Here is a 20,879-nt window from a genome sequence, read left to right on the forward strand (position 1 = left end):
TTTAACCACTTTTGAGATAATTCTTCAATGGACAATGGCATTCCATACTATCTATCACTGGTCAACCTCCTGGGAGCATTCGAAGGTTTCTTTCTGGCCTTTCATTTCTTCACCAAAAAGCAAAGCCATCGATTCCTTACCTTCAACATTGGCCTTTTGCTCACTGCCTTTTCCATCTTTCTTCTCAACACATTCTTTATACTGTCAGGAATTGCTTTGCCATTCGATTGGATGCAGCTTTTAGCTAATGCATCTCTCCTGTTGATCGGGCCATCATTATACCTCTACATTAGTTTTCACAGAAACACCCAACTCAGCTTTGAAAAAGCCTACTATCATTATCTGCCGGCACTATTTGTTCTATGTCTGGAGCCCTTTTTCGTAGATTCCGTCATTGAACGCGTGGTTATGGTGATGGCCTTTTTGGGCATTGGCGTCTACATTATCCTATCAATCCGCTTGATTCTGAATTTCGCTGAAGACAATCCACCATATTTCAGTTGGCTGAAACCGGTCTTTTATACGTTCATGGGGGTATTCGCACTTAATATTCTCACAAAGGCCTTTGGCAGTCAGTTGGGTATCCCTTCCTACATTCAGTTGAATATTACCCTTTTCTTTCTGATTCCTATTCTGTGGATCGCCATCAAAGAAATGCGTCAGGACAAGGAGCAGCAGGTTTTTCGAAAGAAGTACACCTATGCTACCATTTCGTCAGAAAAGGCCAATGATTACCTAAAACGAATTGAAAAATCTATGGAAGAAGATTTACTTTTCAGAAACCCGGAACTTACTGTTAAAGAGCTTTCTGCTATACTCAATATTCCTGCCAAGACCATCTCCCAATTGGTTAATGAATATCATCAGAAATCATTCAAAGACTATGTCAATGGCTTTCGAATTGAAGACGTGAAAAAGCAGTTATTACGTCCGGAAAACAATGCCTTTACTATTCTGGCCATTGCTGAACAATCAGGTTTTAAATCTGGTGGAAGATTCAACACTCTCTTCAAAGAAGCCACAGGGCTTACTCCTACCCAATACAAAAGAGACCATTCCGGCTAAAATTTACTCCATAACCGGTTTGGGAGTATCATAAAATGGCTTTTAGACAAATTTCCATGCTCTTTTGATCCATGCTATCCGGTACGCCAGCATAGACTCCATCTAAAAAAAACAGGATCGGTTTGAGTCAAAAAAACGGGCGTTACCGATTGGTCAGGCTTAAAAAACTCAAGTACATGGAATCAAAAGTATCTTCAAACAAACAGGTCGTCACCTTCTTTATCTGCACCTACGCCCTCTCCTGGTTATTATTCTTTATCGGTCAAACTGCTGATTTGCTGCCCTTGATTATGTTGGGCGTCTGGGCTCCCACACTGACATCCATTACCCTCAACTGGTATTTCTATGGAAAAAAAGGTGTAAAGCATCTTTTCGGACGCTTTAAGCGATATAAAATCAAATGGTACTGGTGGGTATTATTGCTCCTTCTTCCGGCCTCTATACACTTTACCGGCAGGTCATTATGGCAACTCTACTATGATGGGGCTGTTAACCCCTATTTTAGAGATACGGCTTATTGGGCCAGCGCCATCATCCCATCTTTTCTAATCGCTGGTTTTGGTGAAGAGCTGGGCTGGAGAGGTTTTGCGCTTCCCAGGCTACAGCGTTTTTTAAGCCCTAAAAAGGCAATGATTGTATTGGCACTAGTACATTTGTTCTGGCACCTTCCTACCTACTGGTTAGGTCAGGGAATGCACAATGCTCCGCTTATCTATGTATTGGCATTTCTCTTTCCATGGACCATCATATTCAACTGGCTGTACAATCGATCCGGTGGAAGTCTGATTTTTGCCGTGGGTTTTCATGCCATCTCTAACGCCTCGCTTTCTATAGTCAGCTTTATGCCAAGCGATGCACAGGTACCCATTACTCCCAAACTGATAACACAATTAGGTTTGCCTACAGAGATGGCAGGTCCTTACCTATCAGTTTGTGCGGTGTATATGGTTGTCGCTATTGCGGTATTGCTCTTTGGTAAATTCAATCGGGTAAACACCGATATGCCCTGAGTCTTAAATATCAGCTTATCTTGATGAAGTTAAAACTGATATCCTACTCCTTCTTAGGCTGGTAGAGTATAATTATCTGGATAAGAATGGCCAGTAAAATCAGTATGCCAATCTCCAGTTGGGTAAAGAACTCAACAGAGTCAGTCGCCCGTTTGGAAACAGATAGTAGCCTACTGCCTTCACTGATCTGAATATCTGAAAGAGCATATAAATCACCTTCCAGTTTTCGAACTAACTCCAATAATTCTCTTGAGTCGCTAAAATCATTGGAAACCAGTTTAGACTCTTTACTAACCAGGGCATTATAATTCTCCTTAAGCCTGCCAAAAACCTGTTGTTCATTTTCGGTTTGACGGGTATGTTCAAAGCTCTCAAGCAATTGCTTCATCTCTTCGTTAAGAATGCTGTTTCGAGCCTCAAAGAAATTAGCATCACTGGTAATTAATGCGATTTCCTTTTCCTGAACCGCTTTGTAGATATCCAGTATTAAGTCTTTGGCGATCAGCCTGTCCTGGTAAATTGTTTCTACACTTTCACGAACCTGAACAAAGTTACTTCTGTCAATTAGATTGGTAGCTGCAATCAGTACAAACACGATGAGGATACCGAGAATCCACTTAATTTTATCGAAGAGTTTCATGCTTAAGATTTTGCACTAATAACGCAATTTATTTCACCTTTGTTAATCATCCTCTCATACGTAGTTTCGGAAGGAGCCCATACATTCTCCCAGAGGCTTTAATGGGTGGATCAGAGTTTAAGAATAAATAATTCCCATCATCCCCTTCCTTTAAAATTTAACACCTGCTATTTTGCCTCTTGATGAACTGGCAACTACTCAGCACTCAACTAAAGGGTGAATTATTTACAGATGAAGTCCATAGACGACTTTATGCCACCGATGCGTCAGCCTATCGGGAATTACCCTTGGCAGTTACTATTCCAAAAGATAAGGAAGACCTGATTACTCTGGTCAGGTTTGCTGCTGAGCATAACACCTCGCTAATTCCAAGAACTGCCGGCACCTCACTAGCTGGTCAGGTAGTTGGAGGGGGGATAGTCGTAGACATTTCAAAACACTTTAACCAGATACTGGAAATCAATCCAGAAGAGGGTTATGCCTGGGTTGAACCGGGTATTGTCCGCGATGACCTGAACAGACAACTCGCACAGCATGGGTACTTCTTTGCTCCCGAAACTTCTACGGCTAACAGGGCCATGATTGGTGGCATGATCGGTAATAACTCATGTGGTTCCAACTCTGTGGTATATGGTAGCACCAGAGAACACTTGCTCGAAGTAGAAACTATTCTGGCCGATGGATCTGAAACCTGGTTTGGTCCTATGGATGCCGGAGAGTTCCTCAACCGCTGCAATGGACTATCAACAACCGGGCTGCTGCACAACAATATTTATTTCGAAACCCGCGAAATACTTAATGATCCGAACAATCAAAAAGAGATTATTGAGCAATTTCCCAAACCTGATATCCCCAGAAGAAATACGGGATATGCCCTGGACATGCTGATCAGGCATCAGCCATTTAGCGAAAATGGAACTCCTTTTAATTTCTGTAGCCTGATAGCTGGTTCTGAAGGAACGCTTTGCCTGGTAACCAAAGCTAAGATCCGGTTGACTCCCCTGCCGCCAGACAACAAAAGACTCGTTTGCATTCACTCTGAAACCATTGACGACAGCCTTAAAGCCAATCTCATAGCACTTCAATATGCTCCGTCTGCCTGTGAGCTGATGGATCATTACATCCTCGAAGCGACCAAGAGAAACGCTATGTATCGGGAACTGCGATTCTTTGTCGAAGGTGATCCGCAGGCCATACTGGTGGTGGAATTAAACGGTGATACTCCATCCGAGGCAGATAGAAAAGTAGCTAATCTGATTGCAGAACTAAAGAGCGCTGGCAGAGGATATGCCTATCCGGTAATTGAAGGAGATCAGATTAAATCAGTCTGGAACCTTAGAAAGGCAGGCCTGGGATTACTTTCAAACGTTCCGGGAGATGCCAAGGCAGCACCAGTAATTGAGGATACAGCTGTTGATGTCAATGACCTGCCCGCTTATATCGAGGAATTCAATCAGATTCTTGAGCAGCATGGGCTTTACTCTGTTCATTATGCACATGCGGGCTCAGGCGAACTACACCTCCGCCCTATCCTCAACCTGAAAACTACAGAGGGACAAAAGCAATTCAGGCTGATTGCTGAAGAAATTGCCACTTTGGTCAAAAAGTACAAAGGATCACTTTCCGGAGAGCATGGCGATGGCCGTTTAAGAGGAGAGTTCATTCCTCAAATGATTGGAGAGCACAACTATGCCCTTGTTAAGCGAATGAAGCAAATCTGGGACCCTGAGAATATTTTCAATCCCGGTAAAATTGTCGATACCCCTCCCATGGACAGTTCGCTTCGGTATGAGAAAGACCAGCAGACCAGGGAGTTTGAAACCATGTTCGATTTCTCTGAAAATCAGGGGATTTTGCGTAGTGCCGAGCTGTGTAACGGTTCAGGAGATTGTCGGAAGTCAGAGCTGAGCGGTGGTACCATGTGTCCGAGCTACATGGCCACCAGAAACGAGAAAGACACTACCCGGGCAAGGGCCAACATACTCAGAGAAATGCTTACTCAATCTGAGCAGGCCAATCCTTTCGCTCATGAGGAAATCAAAGAGGTTATGGATCTCTGTCTAAGCTGCAAAGGCTGTTCTTCCGAATGTCCTTCTAATGTAGACATGGCGAAGCTAAAGGCAGAATGGCAGTTTCAGTACTACAAAGAGAAAGGAGTACCCACCAGAGCAAAAAGAATTGCCAACTTTTCAAAGAGCATGAAACTGGTCAGCAAAGTACCCTGGGCTTATGATCTGATTTTCAGCAACAAACTGACCGGTAATCTGGCTAAATCAGTTGTCGGCTTTGCCAATGAACGCAGCATGCCGGAACTTTCGAAACAACCCTTGGCCAGGTGGCTCAATAAGGAATTCAAGGCAGGAAAACACCAAAAGCAGGTTTACTTCTATTGTGATGAATTCACCAATTATAACGATGCTGAAATTGGTAAAAAGGCAGTATTGCTATTGGATCAATTAGGTTACGAAGTAAAATACATTGCCCATCCGGATTCTGGCCGGCCACAACTCTCTAAGGGTTTATTAGATGAAGCCAAAGCACTGGCAAAAGCCAATATTCACCTTTTTGCTGATCTTATTTCTGAAGGAACCCCTTTGGTTGGAATAGAACCTTCTGCCATACTGACCTTCCGCGATGAGTTTATCAGCCTTACCAGAGGAGAGCTTCAGCAGAAAGCCAGGCAACTCGCTCAACATACTTTCACTATTGAAGAATTTCTGGCCAGAGAAGTCGATCAGGGGCGTATCAAAGCTGAACAGTTTACAGAGGAAAAGAAGCTTATTAAAGTGCATGGCCATTGCCACCAGAAGTCACTTTCCAGCATGACACCAACGAAGAAAATCCTGAGCCTGCCTAAAAACTTTGAAGTACACATGATTGCTTCTGGTTGTTGTGGTATGGCTGGCTCATTTGGTTATGAAAAGGAACACTATGAGCTCTCTATGCAGATCGGTGAACTTGTGCTATTTCCAACGGTAAGAAAACAACCTGAAGAAGTCATTATCGCTGCCTCAGGTACTAGTTGCCGACATCAAATCAAAGATGGTACAGGAAGAAAGGCCTTACATGTTGTTGAGATTCTTTGGAATCATCTCAATAAGTAAATGGAATAGTATATCTAACAAACGATTTTAAATCAATGATTATCAGAAGATTTGTAGAAAGTAGAATACACCTATGGCTTATCTTTTCATTGATTATTTCCTGTTCAAATCCTACCAAACAACTTACCATTGCTACAGCAGCCAATATGCAGTTTGCAATGGATGCATTGTTGCAGGCCTATGAAGCCCAAACCGATATTGACTGTGAAATCATTTTAGGTTCCTCTGGAAAGCTTACAGCACAAATTCGTGAAGGAGCCCCCTATGACCTCTTCTTTTCTGCAGACACAAAATACCCTGAGGCATTACAGGCATCAGGCAATACCATTAATGAGCCTGTCATCTATGCCCAGGGGCAATTGGTGCTCTGGTCCATGAAGAAGAACCTTTTGGTTTCTTTAGATCAGCTCTCCTCAGATGAGGTAACACACATTGCTCTGGCTAATCCAAAAACTGCTCCCTATGGTCTGGCCGCACAGGAAGTGCTGCAGCAAATTGATTTTAATAAAGAATCAGAGTTGGTTTATGGAGAAAGCATCTCCCAGGTCAATCAATTCATCATTTCTGGAGCGGCTGAGTTGGGCTTTACCGCCAAATCGGTCGTACTTTCTCCTCCCATGAGCAACAAGGGTAATTGGGTCAGTGTTGCTGATAGTCTATACGCTCCCATACACCAGGCCCTTGTCGTCCTCAGAAATGATCGGGCTATGGAAGATGAAGCTAAGAAGTTCATGGAATTTGTTCTCTCAGAGGAAGGGCAAGCTATTTTAGAACGCTTCGGATACGTAAACCCTCTCACTAAACCTCCCCATGAAGGAGTAAAGCATTAGTAGCTGTTACTCTAGGCTGAATCATTTGACTCTGGCAGTCTCTAAAGCCCCTCTCCTGAGGAGAGGGGTTTGGGGTGAGGCTATAAGAGGACAGAAAAAAGACCTTCCGCGAAGAATACATTAATTTTCTTAGCAAATTTAAGATCGACTACCTGGAGGACTACCTCTTTGAATTTCAGGATTGATTTGAACACCCTAAAAGCCAACATTACCGACATACATACCTCAGGCAGCCTGTCACTGGTCAGTCTGCAGTCCGGTAATCAGTCCCTTAAAAGCATTGTTATCGACACCCCGGACACGGCTGCATATCTTCAAGTGGGGGAAGAAGTCAATATTATATTTAAGGAGATGGAGGTCTCAATTGCAACAGAAGAGCAATTACCTATTAGTCTGCAAAACCGAATCTATGGAACGATTTCTACCATTGACCGAAGTGATTTACTAAGTCGAGTAGTGCTCAGCACCGACCTGGGTCAAATTACTTCAGTGATTACAACCGCCTCAGTTGATCGACTTGAGCTACAACCCGGTCAAAAAGTATTCGCTTTGATCAAAACCAATGAATTGATGCTCTCCAAAGAATGAACTGGTCTCCCATCATATTGTCCCTTGAACTGGCATTGGTCACTACTATTTTGCTCTTTGTCTTAGCCGTTCCTCTGGCCAGCTGGCTATCCTCTACCCGATCTAAGCTTAAGCCGATTATTGAGTCAGTCATCAGTCTGCCATTGGTACTTCCGCCTACTGTCTTAGGATTCTATCTGTTAATGGCATTCAGTCCAAATAATACGCTTGGCCAATGGCTGCAGGAACACCTGGGCTTTCAGCTCATATTCACCTTTCCGGGATTAGTACTGGGATCGGTTATCTATAGTCTGCCCTTTATGGTACAGCCTATTCAGTCGGGCCTGAGCAACCTCCCTTTAAATATGAAAGAATCTTCATATGTTTTAGGCAAGTCCCGGTTTCAAACGCTATTGCAAGTACTTTTGCCTAACATAAAAGCATCCGTATTAACAGCTCTGGTACTGACCTTCGCCCATACTATGGGCGAGTTTGGTGTGGTACTGATGATTGGGGGAAATATTCCCGGAGTCACGAAAGTGGCCTCTATTGCTATTTATGACGAGGTTGAATCCTTGAATTATGCGGCCGCTCACCAGTACGCACTTATTCTTCTACTCATCACTTTTGGTATCCTCTTGTCAGTTTATAGTCTGAACAAGAAACTTAACTTACCTCACCATCATGCTTGAAGTATCGATTCAAAAACGACTACAGGCAGCGAATGGAGAGTTGCCCTTAAAGCTGGACTTCAGTTGTAAGTCCGGAGAGTTTCTTGTCATTTCGGGTGAGTCAGGCAGCGGAAAAACCTCTCTGTTACGCATGATATCAGGGCTGATGTCTCCGGACACCGGACGTATTGCCTTCAATGGCCAGGTGTGGTTTGATGAGTCGCTGAATACAACTCCCCAACAGCGTGACTGCGGACTTGTGTTTCAGCAGTATGCCCTCTTCCCCAATATGTCAGTGGAGGGTAACCTGAAATATGCATTGAGAAAAGGTCAATCTATATCCGATATTGACGACTTGCTTCAAATGATGGAAATACAAGGTTTGAGGCATGAGAAACCCGCACGCCTATCCGGTGGTCAACAACAGCGGGTTGCCCTGGCTCGCACGCTTATTCAAAAACCAAGGCTACTTCTGCTCGATGAGCCTTTATCGGCACTGGACCGTGGTATGAGAGTACGCCTGCAGGACTATCTACGAAAGGTGCATGAACAATTTGAGCTCACCACAGTAATGGTTACCCATGACCCGTCTGAGGCACTTCGCCTGGCAGACCGGATTATTGAAATTGAAGACGGGCAGATTAAGCGCGAAGGAAAACCGGCTGATGTTTTCGGACATCAGGGCTTAAGTGGAAAGTTTCAGTTTACCGGCACCATTCTGGAACTCAAGAGCGAATCTATTATCACCATTGCTACAGTGCTGGTAGGCAATCAGTTGATTAAGGTGGTAATCAGCGATACAGAACAAAAAAACCTCCGAATTGGCGATGAAGTCATCGTTGCATCGAAGGCTTTCAACCCTGTTATAAGGAAAATTGATTAAGGGTATGTCGTTTATAAGTCTCCTGAATCAACTCCACATTCAGGGCTAATGACTGTATGTAAATATTCTTCCGGTGCATCTGCCAATAAAGCCAGACAAACCGCACAATCAGAGGTAGGTTGTTCATCTACTATTTTCACAAAAAAAGTAGCTCCCTGCTGGGGATAATTAGGATCACAACCGTCCAGAAAAGTGGTAAATACATTCTGGTAAGTATTGTCATTGGCATCAGTCCATGAATTAGCCACACCATCAGGCAGGGTGCCACCGACTACCTGCAACACAGCTGTTCCGCATAATTCGGAAATCACCTTTACTTCTACACATCCATCATTACCGTTTTCGCAAGAACTCAAAAAAATTGTACTGAGAACTGCGCTTAAAAATATGAGCTTCTTCATTTTTGTTTCTTTGTTATCTCTGACCACGTTTCATTTAAAATGGTTGGAATCCCCCTTGTCCTTTTTAACTTCATAATCCCTAAAGATTGACACATGAAACAGATTATTACCAGCTTAATACTACTCAGCTGCCTTAACTTTCCCCTATTGGCACAGGAATCGAATACATTAAGGATTGAAGGAAAAGCAGAGATGGAAGTGGTCCCCGAGATCATGGAATACAAGCTAAACCTGAATATAAGTACCACAAACCAAAAGCGTTCTCTGGACAGCCTCAACCAGATTGTGAACATGGTTACCCGGGCCCTGATAGATGTTGGTTTACCAGCCGACAGTATATTAACGGAAGGTTTTAATGTGAACACTATGAATGACAGGTTCAACCCTGAAAATGGTATTCAATATGCTGCAAGTCAGAACCTGAGCTTCAAAACCTCTACCCGTTCAGAGCATATTTTGGCCGTTATCAATGCCCTGGCCGACCTGGATATTCCATATAACCTGAACAACTCACCTCAATTAAGCAAAAAGCAAAGTGAACAAGTCAGGCTGGCCTTGATAGAAGCTGCACTGGATGATGCCAAGGAAAAAGCGGCCCAAATTGCCCGTGCCGGCCAATTCAGACTGAAGGGGATTTCATCAATTAATTATCAGGAAGGCTACAATTTAGTTGTATATGAGGAAGCCGAATTTGATGATGAAATAATGGTTGGTGCGGCAAAGGCCAGTCGATCATTTGGAGATTATCACGTGGCACCTGAAGTCTTCAGAAAAAATGTGGTGGTAACTTTTAAAATCAAATCGAAATGAAGGCATTGATTTGTCGTGAGTTTGGTAGCCCCGATCACCTGGAGATAGGAGAATTAGACACTCCTGAGATCAGTGACCATCAGGTACTCATCAGAGTAAAGGCTTGCGGAGTGAATTTTCCGGACACACTCATCATTCAAAATAAATATCAATTCAAGCCGGAATTACCTTTTGCTCCGGGCGGAGAAGTATCGGGGATTGCTGAAAAAGTAGGTAAAGGAGTAAAACACATCAAGGCAGGTGATTCAGTTTTTGCCCTGACTGGCTGGGGAGGTTTAGCTGAATATGTAGCTGCCGATGGTCATAAATGCCTGCCCATGCCCAAAGGAATGGATTTCGTAACAGGAGCCACCACCATGTACACCTGTGGCACTGCGCTTCATGCATTGAAACAGCGTGGACAGTTAAAAGCCGGTGAAAAACTCCTTGTCTTAGGAGCTTCAGGAGGCGTGGGACTGGCAGCAGTTCAGATTGGAAAATTAATGGGTGCTCATGTGGTAGCGGCAGCCAGCACGGATGAAAAACTACGGGTTTGTTTGGATGAAGGTGCTGATGAAACCATCAACTACAGTGAGCAAGACCTTAAGGAAACCGCCAAGGCCATAACCAATGGCCAGGGTTTCGATGTCATCTTCGATCCCGTTGGTGATCGTTATGCTGAGCCAGCCGTTCGTTCACTAGCCTGGCAGGGACGCTATCTGGTGGTAGGGTTTGCTGCAGGAGCACCATCGGCTATTCCCATGAACCTCCCCCTGTTGAAGGGAGCTTCTATTGTGGGTGTTTTCTGGGGCACCTTCGCTCAAAAACAAGCGAGAGAAAGTATGGAGAACTTTCAGCAAATTCTGCAGTGGATTGAATCAGGGCAGCTTAGACAGCATATCTATAAGACCTATACTCTGGAAGAAGGTGCTCAGGCCATAAAAGATCTGATGGAAAGAAAGGTAATTGGCAAGAATGCCATAATCATTGGATAACCGGCTTCAACTATACCCGTAAATCAAGGTGTATATAACTCCGGGTTTACACCTTATTTATGAAGAAGCTGATTCACTTAATTCTACTGTTCGTCTCCGTCAACACATTAACTGCCCAATCCAATACTTCTGAAATCAAAGAATATCTTAATCTCAGATATGTCAGTGAAACGGAAGTTTTGAGCGATTCTTTACAAAAGCTCAATCTGGTAATGCCTGTTTCCGGTCAGGAGCACCCGCTATTCATTTGGATTGGCGGTGGAGCCTGGTCCTATGTAGATCGATTCAGGGAAATGGATTTTGCCAGAAGAATGGCAAAAGAAGGTATTGCCGTGGCCAGCATCGGTCACCGTTTGAGCCCGGCAACCTGGGTCAACCCTGCTTTAAATACAGGTATTGAACATCCTGAGCACATTAAGGACGTGGCTGCTTCAGTGAAATGGCTACTCGATCATGCTGATGAATATGGGTACAGCAAGAAAAATATTTTCATTGGAGGCTTTTCATCAGGCGCCCACCTGGCCGCATTGCTTTGCATGGACGATTCCTATCTCGCCAGACATGGTGTTTCTACCCAGGTTTTCAAAGGGGTAATTCCTGTTGCGGGTACTTTTGATATCCCCGATTATTATAACACATTATCCAACAGTAGTAGTCCCGAACTGGGAGAACTTCATGTAAAAGCTGTGTTCGGTCAGACCGAAGAAGACTTTCTGAACGCCTCCCCTACCAGCTACTTAGAAAATCTCTCAACGCCCATGTTGCTTATGAGCGATAATAACATGCGCAATTATACCCGCCTATTTGAAAGGCAGGTAGAAGCTCTAAAGCTGGAAGATTTTCAGGTAGTATACTCAGATACAATGACTCACGCTGATTTTTGGAATAACCTCTCTTTCGATGATAAGAGTGAACATCGCGATCAGATCATTGCATTCATTAAGAGCCATGTCTATGATGGGAAACTCTAGTTTTCGCAGAACACTCCTTTAGGAAAGTAAATCTGTTTATGATAATAAGTCATTAAGCCCTTTTTCACCAATTCATGCTCTCTGAATAAATCTTCAATTCCTCCCTCCTGATCAGATCGGTAAATTACTAATTGCCCCTCATTGGTATTCAGGTTAATGGCACCGATCAGCTCCGCCTCGTCCTTATACTTTCTTTTCAGGTCTTTGAGAACATTTTCAGTGTAACGATTGGTCTTAACTGCATCGATATTTTCATCATCCTTGTTAGGCATCAGTCTTACAAAGTAGTAAGTAGTCATCTCTACATCAGCCTCGTCCATATGCCATAAAGTGCAGAGCTTCCCCTGCATCAGATCGAATGGATATACTTCCAACTTAAACCTGCCGGCAGCAATGGCAGGATCACTATTGAGAACTGCTTCCGTCTCTTCCTGATTAGTATCGAAGAGGAAAATCCCTCCTCCTGTATAAAAAGGCCCTGCTGCAATCATCTTCTTTTCCTTCACCAATCGGTTAATATTGTTCATATGGCCTGCCTGCAGACTATCGACTTGCTCTTTAGGCAATTCTGCCCGATCAGGGTTGGTATTGAGAAAAACAAAAGTATAGCGACCTTCACCATATTGGGCCTGAGCGCTAACTGCCACTACAAAAAACAGGATTAACCAAACTGATTTCATTTCCATTTCAGATTTAAGACCAATGAAAATAGTAAGGTTTTTTGAGATTCACGTGCCTGAACCGGGAAGTTGAGAAGTTCGAAGGTATTGAGGTTAAATACTCGACTTGACATTTTGGTAAACCAGAGTTCACATTTCCTACATCAAAAAACATCGAACCAAATTCATAACATCCCTATCTTTGGGCAAAATTTAAGTCCATGAGAAAACTTCTGATCTTTTCGCTCCTTACCCTGATGACAGTATCTCTTACCTCAAGTAGTGTTTTTTGGGGACAAATTGGTCATAGAACGATTGGTCATATTGCCGATGGTATGTTGACTAAGAAGGCTCAGAAGCAGGTGAAAAGGATTCTAGGTACCGAAACATTAGCCGAAGTAAGTACATGGATGGATGAAGTAAGGTCTGATGATCGCTATGACTATGCTGAAACCTGGCACTATTGCACCATTCCTGACGGAATGACCTATGAAGAAGCGCCTGAGCAGGAAGGTGGAGATGTGATAAAAGCCATAGAAACGATTATCTCTGAACTGAAGGCTGGTGGATTGTCGGCAGAAGAAGAAGCGACCAAACTGAAGTTTCTCGTTCACCTTATTGGTGATATTCATCAACCATTGCACGTAGGCAATGGTGAAGACCGGGGTGGCAATGATGTAAGAGTACAATACTTTGGCAGCAACACCAACCTACACAGTGTTTGGGATAGCCGAATGATTGATGGCAAGCAGTTTAGCTACACTGAGTTTGCCGATTGGGTAAATCACCCTTCTACAGCACAGGTGAAAGAATGGCAGTCTGCCTCCGTAAGGGATTGGGCCTATGAGTCTATGTCTTACAGAGATCAGGTGTATGATGTACCTGAAAACGGACGCATCAGCTATGAATACAGCTACAAGTACTTCGATATTATCAAACTGAGAGTATTGCAGGCAGGAGTTCGTCTTGCTGGTGTGATCAACGAAATCTACGGATAAACATTCCTGGCTCCAGCTACGTTTCTAAGGCAAACCTTTAAACATGAAAAGACTATTTACACTCATGGGTTTGCTCTGTATCTCCGGACTACTGGCGCAGACCCGAGATACGCCCGATCAGATTTCAACCAACAATGGTACTTTGACCATACAGCCCATTACCCATGGTTCTGCTGTATTGAAATGGAATGATGAGGTCATCTATGTAGATCCATATGGCGGTGCTGACCTGTACGAAGGCCTTGATGCTCCTACTTACATCCTGATTACTGATATTCATGGCGACCACCTGAACATGAATACTTTGAATGCCATTAATACCTCTCAGGCTCAGTTGGTAGTACCTCAGGCTGTGATGGATCAGTTACCTGATGAAATGAAGGCCAAGGCTAAGGTACTGGCCAATGGCAGCGACATGAGAGCCAATGGCTTCAATATAGCCGCTATTCCAATGTACAATCTGCCTGATGATGAAACCTCAAGACACACCAAAGGACGAGGAAACGGATATATTCTTCGCATGGGTGGAAAACGGGTTTACTTCTCTGGCGATACTGAAGATATACCTGAAATGAGAAACTTAAAAAATATTGATGTAGCCTTTGTCTGCATGAACTTACCCTACACCATGGACATTAATCAGGCAGCAAGTGCTGTATTAGACTTCAAACCGGCTATTGTTTATCCATACCATTACAGAGGTACAGGAGGCCTTGCTGATGTAGAAGGTTTCAGGGATCTGGTCAACGATGAAAACACAAACATTGAAGTTAGATTGAAGAATTGGTATCCATCCAATTAAGGCAAACAATCAGAAATGTGAGGATTTTTTAATGTAAAACCCCGGCAATTGCCGGGGTTTTCTATTTTTCCTGATATAGGAAAGAATTACTCAATTACCTTTCAATAACCTGTACATAAGAATAGCTGCTCGTTTGGTTTGCATGGGTAAGGTTCTCATGTCTCCTGCTTCATTCACAGTATGTCCCTGAGTTCCTCCCATTCCCAGACCGTCAAGTCCCATTTGAATTCCAAATGCTGCAAAGGAAATATCAGCTGCACCGGCATCGGCAGGATTTACAGGCGATACTTCACCAAAACCCAGGTCCTGGCTAACCTGACTGAATTGCTTTAGCAGTTCATAGTTACCATCAGTTGGAGCGAATGGCGGATAGCCTTCATTGAACGTGATGGTCGCTTCTGTTTGCGGCAGGTGCTCCGAAACAATGCGCTTCATTACCTGTTGCGCTCTCTTGTATTGCTCTTCACTGATACAGCGAATATCTCCATTTACAATGGCTGATTCAGCCACTACATTGGTTTTACCAAAGGCAGTACCGGAATTGGTTTTATCGTCATATGAGATGCTGGTACCTCCTACAATGTTTCCGGGGTTAAACGTCAGGTATTCTTCCTTTGAAAGCTCTTCGTAGAATTGATAGAGAATTCTGGAGGCCTCATAAATCGCCCCTGCACCAATATTGGGTTTGAAGATTTGAGATGAATGCGAAGGAACACCGGTAACTTCCAGTTTCCATCCAGACGAACTCCTTCTGGCTACATTGGCTGTTTTATAATTACCATCTCCGTTTTCGAAGCCTAAAGCAACATCGGCCCATTCTGCAGCCTTGATCAACTCGGCTTTAGACAGGTTCAGCGGACGACCACTCAGTTCTTCATCTCCGGTCATCACTACCCAGATGTTCATATCTTTCAGAAGGCCGGCATTGTTCAAGGCAGACAGGGTCTGTAAAATCACTACATCGCCCCCTTTCATATCGGCTATTCCCGGACCTTTAATCGTTTGATCATCTACCTGAGTCCATTGCTGAAAAGGACTGTCTGGCTCGAATACTGTATCCAGGTGACCAATCATGAGTATATTCGGTCCCTTTCCTCCCCGTATCCTGGCCACTAAATGACCGGCACGATTGAACGCACTACCATCGAGAAACTCAGCCTCCATACCCAGGGCTTTAAACTTCGGAATGAGCGCATCAGCCACCTGACGAACTCCTTCAAAATTCATGGTACCGGAGTTAATATTGATGAGTTCCTTAAGTAACTCTACTGCTTCTCCATTGTGTTCATCGATCCAGCCGACCATGGCTTTTTCCTTTCGATCGAGCTGAGCGAAAGCGCAACTGGCAGATATTACTAGTAACAGAAGAACCGAAAATACTCTCATTGCTATACTTTTAATTCAAGTATACTCAAGAAAGCGTCAACAAAAAAGGGATGTTATATGGTTGATCAGAATACCCTCGACAGATTGAATCCAAAATGTATATCTCCATCAAAAAAGTTACCATCTGTTTCGGTAATAAACCCTCTTTCTACCATGGATCTGGAGTTGGTAAAAGTGAGATGAAAGACATGTCCTCCGGTTTCTATTTCAACACCAACGCCTATTGAGTCCTTATACTGGGTACTGATTTCATCCGTCAGTCGGTAGTAATACTCTCCATTAATAGCCACTCTGTTAGATACTTTAAAACGGCCACCTAAGCCAAGAGCGAACATATCGTTCTTCTGATCGTCAAACACCCTGTTTCTATGTACATAACTGGGCATGAGCTGAAGGGAGACCGATTCATTGATTTTTCTGGCAATAAGCAGTTGATGGGTATATGAAACTTTGGAGTTAAAGTCATTCACCTGAAAATCAACCATGTCGATCGTGCGAATGGCCATACTGCTAAAAAGGCTCAGACTAACAGGCATAGATTGCACACCGGTGGATTGACGTAACAGGCCATACTTCAAAAAGCCATCATAGACCTTTTCAAAAGAGTTTCGCCCAACACCGGCAGTAAGTCGATCCGTTAGTCCATATTCGAATGAGAAACGCACATTGGCGCCATCCAAACCAAAGAATTCGCTGATTCCGGTATTGACTCTTCCAAACCTATGTGAGATAATGAACTCCAGTTCCCCGGTCTTTCTGGTTACTACGGTATGTCCGTTGATCAGTCTTTGACCTTTAAAAATAGCCGATGTATAATTGCTGCTATCGACAGGAGCTTCTTCTTCCAGAATACTCAGAAGATCATCCTGCGCATAGACTGAAACATTGATTATTAGAAAAAATAGAAAGAGTGTCTTTTTCATCTTATCGTTTATATGGCTCATATTCAAAGCTGGCAGTTACTTCAACTTCTTCGGCTATATTTTTTACCACAACACCGGGTATTTTAATCTCATGATCCTTCACTTTAACTATAAAAGAGAAGGTGGTAGAGATACTGCCCTCCTTCACCACAAGAGTCACATTGGTTTCTAGTGGCTTTGTTACCCCATGGATAGTGATATCGCCTGAAACCTGTAAATTGTAGTCTCCATCTTCCAGGTTTTTTAGTGCTGCTGGCACATCAAAACTACCTTTGAAACTGGCTTTGGGGTATTTAGCCGACTCCATATAGTTTTCGTTAAAGTGCTCCTGCATGAGCTTATTTTCAAAATGGAAGTTCTTAATAAGCATATCCACTGCAACCTGTCCCTGATTCAAATCCACAATACTGAGTACATTGTAATTATGTGCCTCAATATCTTCCAGAGGAGCACTTGAATAAAAGCGTATGTAACCTTCACGAGTCAGGAACCGATCCTGAGCCCATGTCTGATTCAGTGTTATTAAAAACAGAAGTACGAAACCAAGTTGAATACTTTTCATTGTCTATTTTTTAAGGAAGAATAATCGCCTCTCCTATCTGTACGTCAAGCAAGAACCCCAGACATTCACCTTTCAGCCGAAGCTTACCTCTATACTGCTCTGTTAAAGATCCAATTCCATAGCCCTTTTCCAGTGTGCATTTAACAAGACCAAAACCACTTGTTTCCAGGCTAATGGCATAATTTCCACTTTCATCTTTGGTAATACTGCTCACTTTCCCTTCAATCGCGAGCACCTGCCCCAGGTACTTTTGTTCGGCCGCTGCTTCATCCATGTCAAAAGCATCATAAAGCTCCGTGGCGGTCAATTCATGAGCCACTTCCCGTGACTTCATGCCGGGGCCGGTAGACAAAAACTCTCTGTAAATGACTACGGCAGCAATAGCACTGATCATTACTACTAACAAGACTAATTTCCTTCTCATTATCGGTTAATATCAGCTCCATCGTTCACCCAGCAGGCAATATTGGCAATTTCCTCAGCAGACAGTTCTCTTCCACTACTCGGTGGAGGCATGGTTTGGGCAGAAGTCCTTGTTCTGATTCTGCTGGCATTACTGGCAATATTGGCATCTACTCTCAGGTCGGGGAATTGCGAACCATTGTGGCATCCGGATACAGCACAATTATTTTGGATGATAGTTCTCACTTCAGAAAACAAGACATCAGATTTTACCTGAGCCTGAAGGGACACTTCGCAGCCATTGTCATCTCTTACCGTAACGGTATAGTTTCCCGGAGCCAGGTTGTTAAAAGTACCCGAAGCCTGAAACTGGCCATCGTCTAGCTTAAAGGCATATGGTGTAGCTCCCTGAGTGGCGTCTATGGCAATTGAACCATTGGTTTCATCGCATGCACTGTTGGTAACGTTGGCAACACTGGCATTCACCCCATCTTCATTATTGATGTTAACAGTGAGCTCGGCACTACACCCCTGCTCATCGGTTACCATTACTCTGTAGGCTCCTGCAGCCACATTGTTATAGGTCCCCATAGGTTGTGCAGCTCCACCATTGAGGCTAAAGGAGTAATCGCCTGTCCCTCCCGTAGCAATTACTTCGAAACTACCATCTTGTTGACCGCAGTTTGTATTGGATAGCACATTGGCCTGAAGGCTTATTGTACCTGAGCACTCGTCAGGAGCAGGTTCCGTCTCTGAGGTACAGGAAATAAAGACTACCAAAAGTGTCAAAAGACAAATGGTGATAGCTGGCTTAAAGTTAAAATGAGTCATATCGTTGCTTTTAATACTCTGCCAACAACTTATTGTTTGTTATCCAGAGTATGTCAGACATACGTAGTAACAACTCATTACAGATTAAACACTAGCCAAAAACGTTGGCTACAAATAGCCAAGCCATCCAACCGGAGGCAATGAGCTTAAGTAATGTCCCCACCAGAAACCCCACAAAAGAACCAAATGCTGATCTCAGAGCCTCTTTGTTAGTACTTTTACCTGTGCTCATTTCTCCAAGAAATGCACCAACGAAGGGACCGATAATAATACCAAAAGGAGGAAAGAAGAATAAACCTACAAGCAGACCGATAGTACTTCCCCATACCCCTCGTTTGGTTCCTCCAAACTTCTTGGTTCCATAAACCGGCACTATATAGTCAAGTGCAGTAACCGCTACGGTGACCAGCCCCCAGGTCCAGAGTGTTTCAGAGTCGAATGGTGACTTTTCGGTCCATTCCAGTAATAGTAAAGAGACAAAGCTGATAGGTGGCCCGGGAATAATGGGTAAAAAGCATCCAAGGATACCTACGACCATGCAGATAAAGCCAAGAATTATAAGGATAATGTCCATAAAAGTAGTTTTTGACCGATATTTAGAAAAGTGACATATGCAATTTAAAAAATGGACGTCAAATCACAGCTTTTAAAAGAGCAAAGCAAGGAAAACCGCGATCTGATGACTGAATATCTGCTCAAGCATCCCGAGCAGATGCCGGAATTAATGGAGCAGTTTTTTAGTGATCAGGAAAGACTGGTTCAGCGGTCAGCCTGGGTAGTCGGTACACTGGGACAGAGGAACAAAGATCTTATTGCTCCCTATTTTGGACAAATGGTGAGTGCTGTAAGAAAGCCTAAAGCGCACGTAGCACTCAGAAGAAACGTGATGAGGGTACTACAATTCCACGATGTTGATGAATCGCTGTGGGGTGAATTATACGATGTCTGTATTCGCTTTTTGGAAGATAAGGAAGAGCCGGTGGCAGTGAAGGTATTTGCCATGTCAACTGCCTTCAGGATTGTAAAACACATACCTGAATTGAAGGGGGAATTGAGCGCTGCTATTGAGAATATATTACCTGAGGGTACTGCGGGAGAAAAAAACAGAGGGCAGAAAATCCTTTCTGCCCTCGCTAAACTTTAATGCTCTACCGCATACTTATCTTTGACATAGTCGGGAAAAGCCTTTTTAAACTTTTTCACCTTGGGCACGGCAACACCAATGATATAGGGGTTCCCCGGGTTAAGTTCATAGTAGTTCTGATGGTAGTCTTCTGCCAGCCAGAACTTATCATAAGCCTCTACTTCAGTCACAATCTTCTTATCAAAACTGCCTGAAGCATCTAACCTGCGAATAGTAGATTCGGCCGCTTCCTTCTGAGTTTCATTGTGATAAAAGATAACCGGACGATATTGTTCACCCAGATCAGGACCCTGCCCATTGGCCTGGGTCGGATGATGAGCTACAAAGAAGATATTCAACAGTTCCTGATAACTAATCACGTCAGGATCGTAATAGATTTGTACTGCCTCAGCATGATGCGTTCTGCCATAACTGACCTGATAGTATGTAGGATTCGCTTCCTTTCCTCCAGTGTAACCAGAGACTACATCTCTTACTCCTTTTACTCTCTCAAAGACTGCCTCTGTACACCAGAAGCATCCTCCGGCAAATGTGGCTACCTGCTCACCAGCCTGCAAGGTTGATCCTAAATCTACTTGCTTGGTCCCTCCTCCCTGGCTTTCACACGAACCGACAGAGATATTAAATATGACGGTGATTAAAAGTGTATAAATGCTTTGCATAATCTTATTCTCTTGTTCGCTGAAATAACGCCCTGAATCAGTCAAAGGTTTTTAGAGGAAGTCGGCTAACCTACTTTTCAGGTCAGCAGGTGAATAATTTACAGACTTCAGGGTTTTGTTGTCTTCCTTCCTGTAAACCAGGAAATGACCGTCAGATTGCTCTATGTAGCTTTCCGTACCATCTTTGTCCATATAGAATTTTTGAGTTGCCTCTGCCTCCTCACGGGTCTTACAGGTTTTACTCATGTTGCTACGCTGCACTTCATCGAACAGCTCTTTGAAATGGTCTCCCATACCAAACTCCAGAATAGCACCGCTCAATACATACTGAATATCACAGAGGGCATCGGCTACCTCTACCAGGTCTTTATTTTCGATAGCTTCTTCCAGCTCTTTGAGCTCTTCAGCAATGAGTGATACTCTGAGTTTGCATCGGTCTGCTGATGGAATCTGTGGACTTGGAAGTATGGGGTGTTTGAATGTTTTGTGAAATTCTGCTACGCTGTTAAGTGGTTTCGGTTCTTCCATAATGAAATAAAAAAGGCCTGAATTTAGTTTCAGGCCAATGTTAATCAAATAATCTT

The 20,879-nt window shown here is 43.6% G+C and carries 24 protein-coding genes; 13 read left to right on the forward strand and 11 right to left on the reverse strand.

Features of this window, described 5'->3' with window-relative positions:
* Nucleotides 1-27: 27 nt before the first annotated feature.
* On the forward strand, nucleotides 28-1,065 hold the full coding sequence (locus ACOOEY_RS01520; RefSeq protein ID WP_420386901.1) for a helix-turn-helix domain-containing protein: 1,038 nt from the start codon (nucleotides 28-30) through the stop codon (nucleotides 1,063-1,065).
* A gap of 176 nt (nucleotides 1,066-1,241) precedes the next feature.
* Nucleotides 1,242-2,075 (forward strand): CPBP family intramembrane glutamic endopeptidase, encoded by an 834-nt coding sequence (locus ACOOEY_RS01525; RefSeq protein ID WP_420386902.1) that lies wholly within the window; start codon nucleotides 1,242-1,244, stop codon nucleotides 2,073-2,075.
* 43 nt (nucleotides 2,076-2,118) lie between these two features.
* Here ACOOEY_RS01525 and ACOOEY_RS01530 read toward each other — a convergent pair whose 3' ends face one another.
* Nucleotides 2,119-2,715: an MCP four helix bundle domain-containing protein gene (locus ACOOEY_RS01530; RefSeq protein WP_420386903.1), complete on the reverse strand. Its 597-nt coding sequence runs from the start codon at nucleotides 2,713-2,715 to the stop codon at nucleotides 2,119-2,121.
* Nucleotides 2,716-2,897: 182 nt separating this feature from the next.
* Between ACOOEY_RS01530 and ACOOEY_RS01535 the strand changes: the two genes are divergently transcribed.
* The 5 genes from ACOOEY_RS01535 to ACOOEY_RS01555 all read left to right on the forward strand — a co-directional run bounded on the left by ACOOEY_RS01535 (nucleotide 2,898) and on the right by ACOOEY_RS01555 (nucleotide 8,770).
* The gene (locus ACOOEY_RS01535) at nucleotides 2,898-5,819 is read left to right on the forward strand and encodes an FAD-binding and (Fe-S)-binding domain-containing protein (RefSeq protein WP_420386904.1); all 2,922 of its coding nucleotides are present in this window, start codon (nucleotides 2,898-2,900) and stop codon (nucleotides 5,817-5,819) included.
* 35 nt (nucleotides 5,820-5,854) lie between these two features.
* Nucleotides 5,855-6,649 (forward strand): molybdate ABC transporter substrate-binding protein, encoded by a 795-nt coding sequence (modA, locus tag ACOOEY_RS01540; protein ID WP_420386905.1) that lies wholly within the window; start codon nucleotides 5,855-5,857, stop codon nucleotides 6,647-6,649.
* A gap of 186 nt (nucleotides 6,650-6,835) precedes the next feature.
* The gene (locus ACOOEY_RS01545) at nucleotides 6,836-7,237 is read left to right on the forward strand and encodes a TOBE domain-containing protein (protein WP_420386906.1); all 402 of its coding nucleotides are present in this window, start codon (nucleotides 6,836-6,838) and stop codon (nucleotides 7,235-7,237) included.
* Complete coding sequence (modB, locus tag ACOOEY_RS01550; RefSeq protein ID WP_420386907.1) at nucleotides 7,234-7,908, forward strand: molybdate ABC transporter permease subunit; 675 nt, start codon at nucleotides 7,234-7,236, stop codon at nucleotides 7,906-7,908. Before ACOOEY_RS01545 ends, modB begins: the two co-directional genes overlap by 4 nt.
* Complete coding sequence (locus ACOOEY_RS01555) at nucleotides 7,901-8,770, forward strand: ABC transporter ATP-binding protein (protein ID WP_420386908.1); 870 nt, start codon at nucleotides 7,901-7,903, stop codon at nucleotides 8,768-8,770. Before modB ends, ACOOEY_RS01555 begins: the two co-directional genes overlap by 8 nt.
* Before the next feature lie 11 nt (nucleotides 8,771-8,781).
* Here ACOOEY_RS01555 and ACOOEY_RS01560 read toward each other — a convergent pair whose 3' ends face one another.
* Nucleotides 8,782-9,171 carry a hypothetical protein gene (locus ACOOEY_RS01560; protein WP_420386909.1) on the reverse strand — a complete coding sequence of 130 codons (390 nt, stop codon included), beginning with the start codon at nucleotides 9,169-9,171 and terminating at the stop codon, nucleotides 8,782-8,784.
* Between the two features lie 93 nt (nucleotides 9,172-9,264).
* Between ACOOEY_RS01560 and ACOOEY_RS01565 the strand changes: the two genes are divergently transcribed.
* From ACOOEY_RS01565 to ACOOEY_RS01575, 3 genes are read left to right on the forward strand one after another with little or no spacing between them, the layout of a single operon-like run.
* Nucleotides 9,265-9,981 (forward strand): SIMPL domain-containing protein, encoded by a 717-nt coding sequence (locus ACOOEY_RS01565; RefSeq protein WP_420386910.1) that lies wholly within the window; start codon nucleotides 9,265-9,267, stop codon nucleotides 9,979-9,981.
* Complete coding sequence (locus ACOOEY_RS01570) at nucleotides 9,978-10,955, forward strand: NADPH:quinone oxidoreductase family protein (protein ID WP_420386911.1); 978 nt, start codon at nucleotides 9,978-9,980, stop codon at nucleotides 10,953-10,955. Before ACOOEY_RS01565 ends, ACOOEY_RS01570 begins: the two co-directional genes overlap by 4 nt.
* A 59-nt stretch (nucleotides 10,956-11,014) precedes the next feature.
* Complete coding sequence (locus tag ACOOEY_RS01575) at nucleotides 11,015-11,926, forward strand: alpha/beta hydrolase (RefSeq protein WP_420386912.1); 912 nt, start codon at nucleotides 11,015-11,017, stop codon at nucleotides 11,924-11,926.
* Here the strand turns inward: ACOOEY_RS01575 and ACOOEY_RS01580 are convergent.
* Nucleotides 11,923-12,606 (reverse strand): YciI family protein, encoded by a 684-nt coding sequence (locus ACOOEY_RS01580; protein ID WP_420386913.1) that lies wholly within the window; start codon nucleotides 12,604-12,606, stop codon nucleotides 11,923-11,925. The two genes, ACOOEY_RS01575 and ACOOEY_RS01580, sit on opposite strands and share 4 nt — an antisense overlap.
* Before the next feature lie 200 nt (nucleotides 12,607-12,806).
* On the opposite strand from ACOOEY_RS01580, the gene ACOOEY_RS01585 reads away from it, so the two are divergent.
* Both ACOOEY_RS01585 and ACOOEY_RS01590 read left to right on the forward strand, forming a co-directional pair.
* Nucleotides 12,807-13,583 (forward strand): S1/P1 nuclease, encoded by a 777-nt coding sequence (locus ACOOEY_RS01585; protein WP_420386914.1) that lies wholly within the window; start codon nucleotides 12,807-12,809, stop codon nucleotides 13,581-13,583.
* A 43-nt stretch (nucleotides 13,584-13,626) separates the two neighbouring features.
* Complete coding sequence (locus ACOOEY_RS01590; protein WP_420386915.1) at nucleotides 13,627-14,385, forward strand: MBL fold metallo-hydrolase; 759 nt, start codon at nucleotides 13,627-13,629, stop codon at nucleotides 14,383-14,385.
* Nucleotides 14,386-14,475: 90 nt separating this feature from the next.
* Here the strand turns inward: ACOOEY_RS01590 and ACOOEY_RS01595 are convergent, their stop codons facing one another.
* From ACOOEY_RS01595 to ACOOEY_RS01620, 6 genes are all read right to left on the reverse strand, one after another.
* Nucleotides 14,476-15,771: a M20/M25/M40 family metallo-hydrolase gene (locus ACOOEY_RS01595; RefSeq protein WP_420386916.1), complete on the reverse strand. Its 1,296-nt coding sequence runs from the start codon at nucleotides 15,769-15,771 to the stop codon at nucleotides 14,476-14,478.
* A 65-nt stretch (nucleotides 15,772-15,836) separates the two neighbouring features.
* Nucleotides 15,837-16,694: a DUF5777 family beta-barrel protein gene (locus tag ACOOEY_RS01600; protein WP_420386917.1), complete on the reverse strand. Its 858-nt coding sequence runs from the start codon at nucleotides 16,692-16,694 to the stop codon at nucleotides 15,837-15,839.
* A gap of 1 nt (nucleotide 16,695) precedes the next feature.
* Nucleotides 16,696-17,256 (reverse strand): YceI family protein, encoded by a 561-nt coding sequence (locus ACOOEY_RS01605; protein WP_420386918.1) that lies wholly within the window; start codon nucleotides 17,254-17,256, stop codon nucleotides 16,696-16,698.
* Nucleotides 17,257-17,266: 10 nt separating this feature from the next.
* Nucleotides 17,267-17,680, reverse strand: a complete 414-nt coding sequence (locus ACOOEY_RS01610; protein WP_420386919.1) for an OB-fold protein — start codon at nucleotides 17,678-17,680, stop codon at nucleotides 17,267-17,269.
* On the reverse strand, nucleotides 17,680-18,489 hold the full coding sequence (locus ACOOEY_RS01615; RefSeq protein WP_420386920.1) for a SprB repeat-containing protein: 810 nt from the start codon (nucleotides 18,487-18,489) through the stop codon (nucleotides 17,680-17,682). Before ACOOEY_RS01615 ends, ACOOEY_RS01610 begins: the two co-directional genes overlap by 1 nt.
* 91 nt (nucleotides 18,490-18,580) lie before the next feature.
* Nucleotides 18,581-19,063 (reverse strand): DUF456 domain-containing protein, encoded by a 483-nt coding sequence (locus ACOOEY_RS01620; protein WP_420386921.1) that lies wholly within the window; start codon nucleotides 19,061-19,063, stop codon nucleotides 18,581-18,583.
* A gap of 51 nt (nucleotides 19,064-19,114) precedes the next feature.
* On the opposite strand from ACOOEY_RS01620, the gene ACOOEY_RS01625 reads away from it, so the two are divergent.
* A complete protein-coding gene (locus tag ACOOEY_RS01625; RefSeq protein ID WP_420386922.1) occupies nucleotides 19,115-19,633 on the forward strand; it encodes a hypothetical protein in 519 nt (172 codons plus the stop codon).
* Here the strand turns inward: ACOOEY_RS01625 and msrA are convergent.
* On the reverse strand, nucleotides 19,630-20,295 hold the full coding sequence (gene msrA, locus ACOOEY_RS01630) for a peptide-methionine (S)-S-oxide reductase MsrA (RefSeq protein ID WP_420386923.1): 666 nt from the start codon (nucleotides 20,293-20,295) through the stop codon (nucleotides 19,630-19,632). The two genes, ACOOEY_RS01625 and msrA, sit on opposite strands and share 4 nt — an antisense overlap.
* A gap of 51 nt (nucleotides 20,296-20,346) precedes the next feature.
* Nucleotides 20,347-20,823, reverse strand: a complete 477-nt coding sequence (locus tag ACOOEY_RS01635) for a hypothetical protein (protein WP_420386924.1) — start codon at nucleotides 20,821-20,823, stop codon at nucleotides 20,347-20,349.
* Between the last annotated feature and the right edge of the window lie 56 nt (nucleotides 20,824-20,879).

Origin of the sequence: Roseivirga sp., assembly GCF_965216855.1 — a bacterium.
In the GTDB taxonomy this organism is placed as follows: Bacteria; Bacteroidota; Bacteroidia; order Cytophagales; family Cyclobacteriaceae; genus Roseivirga.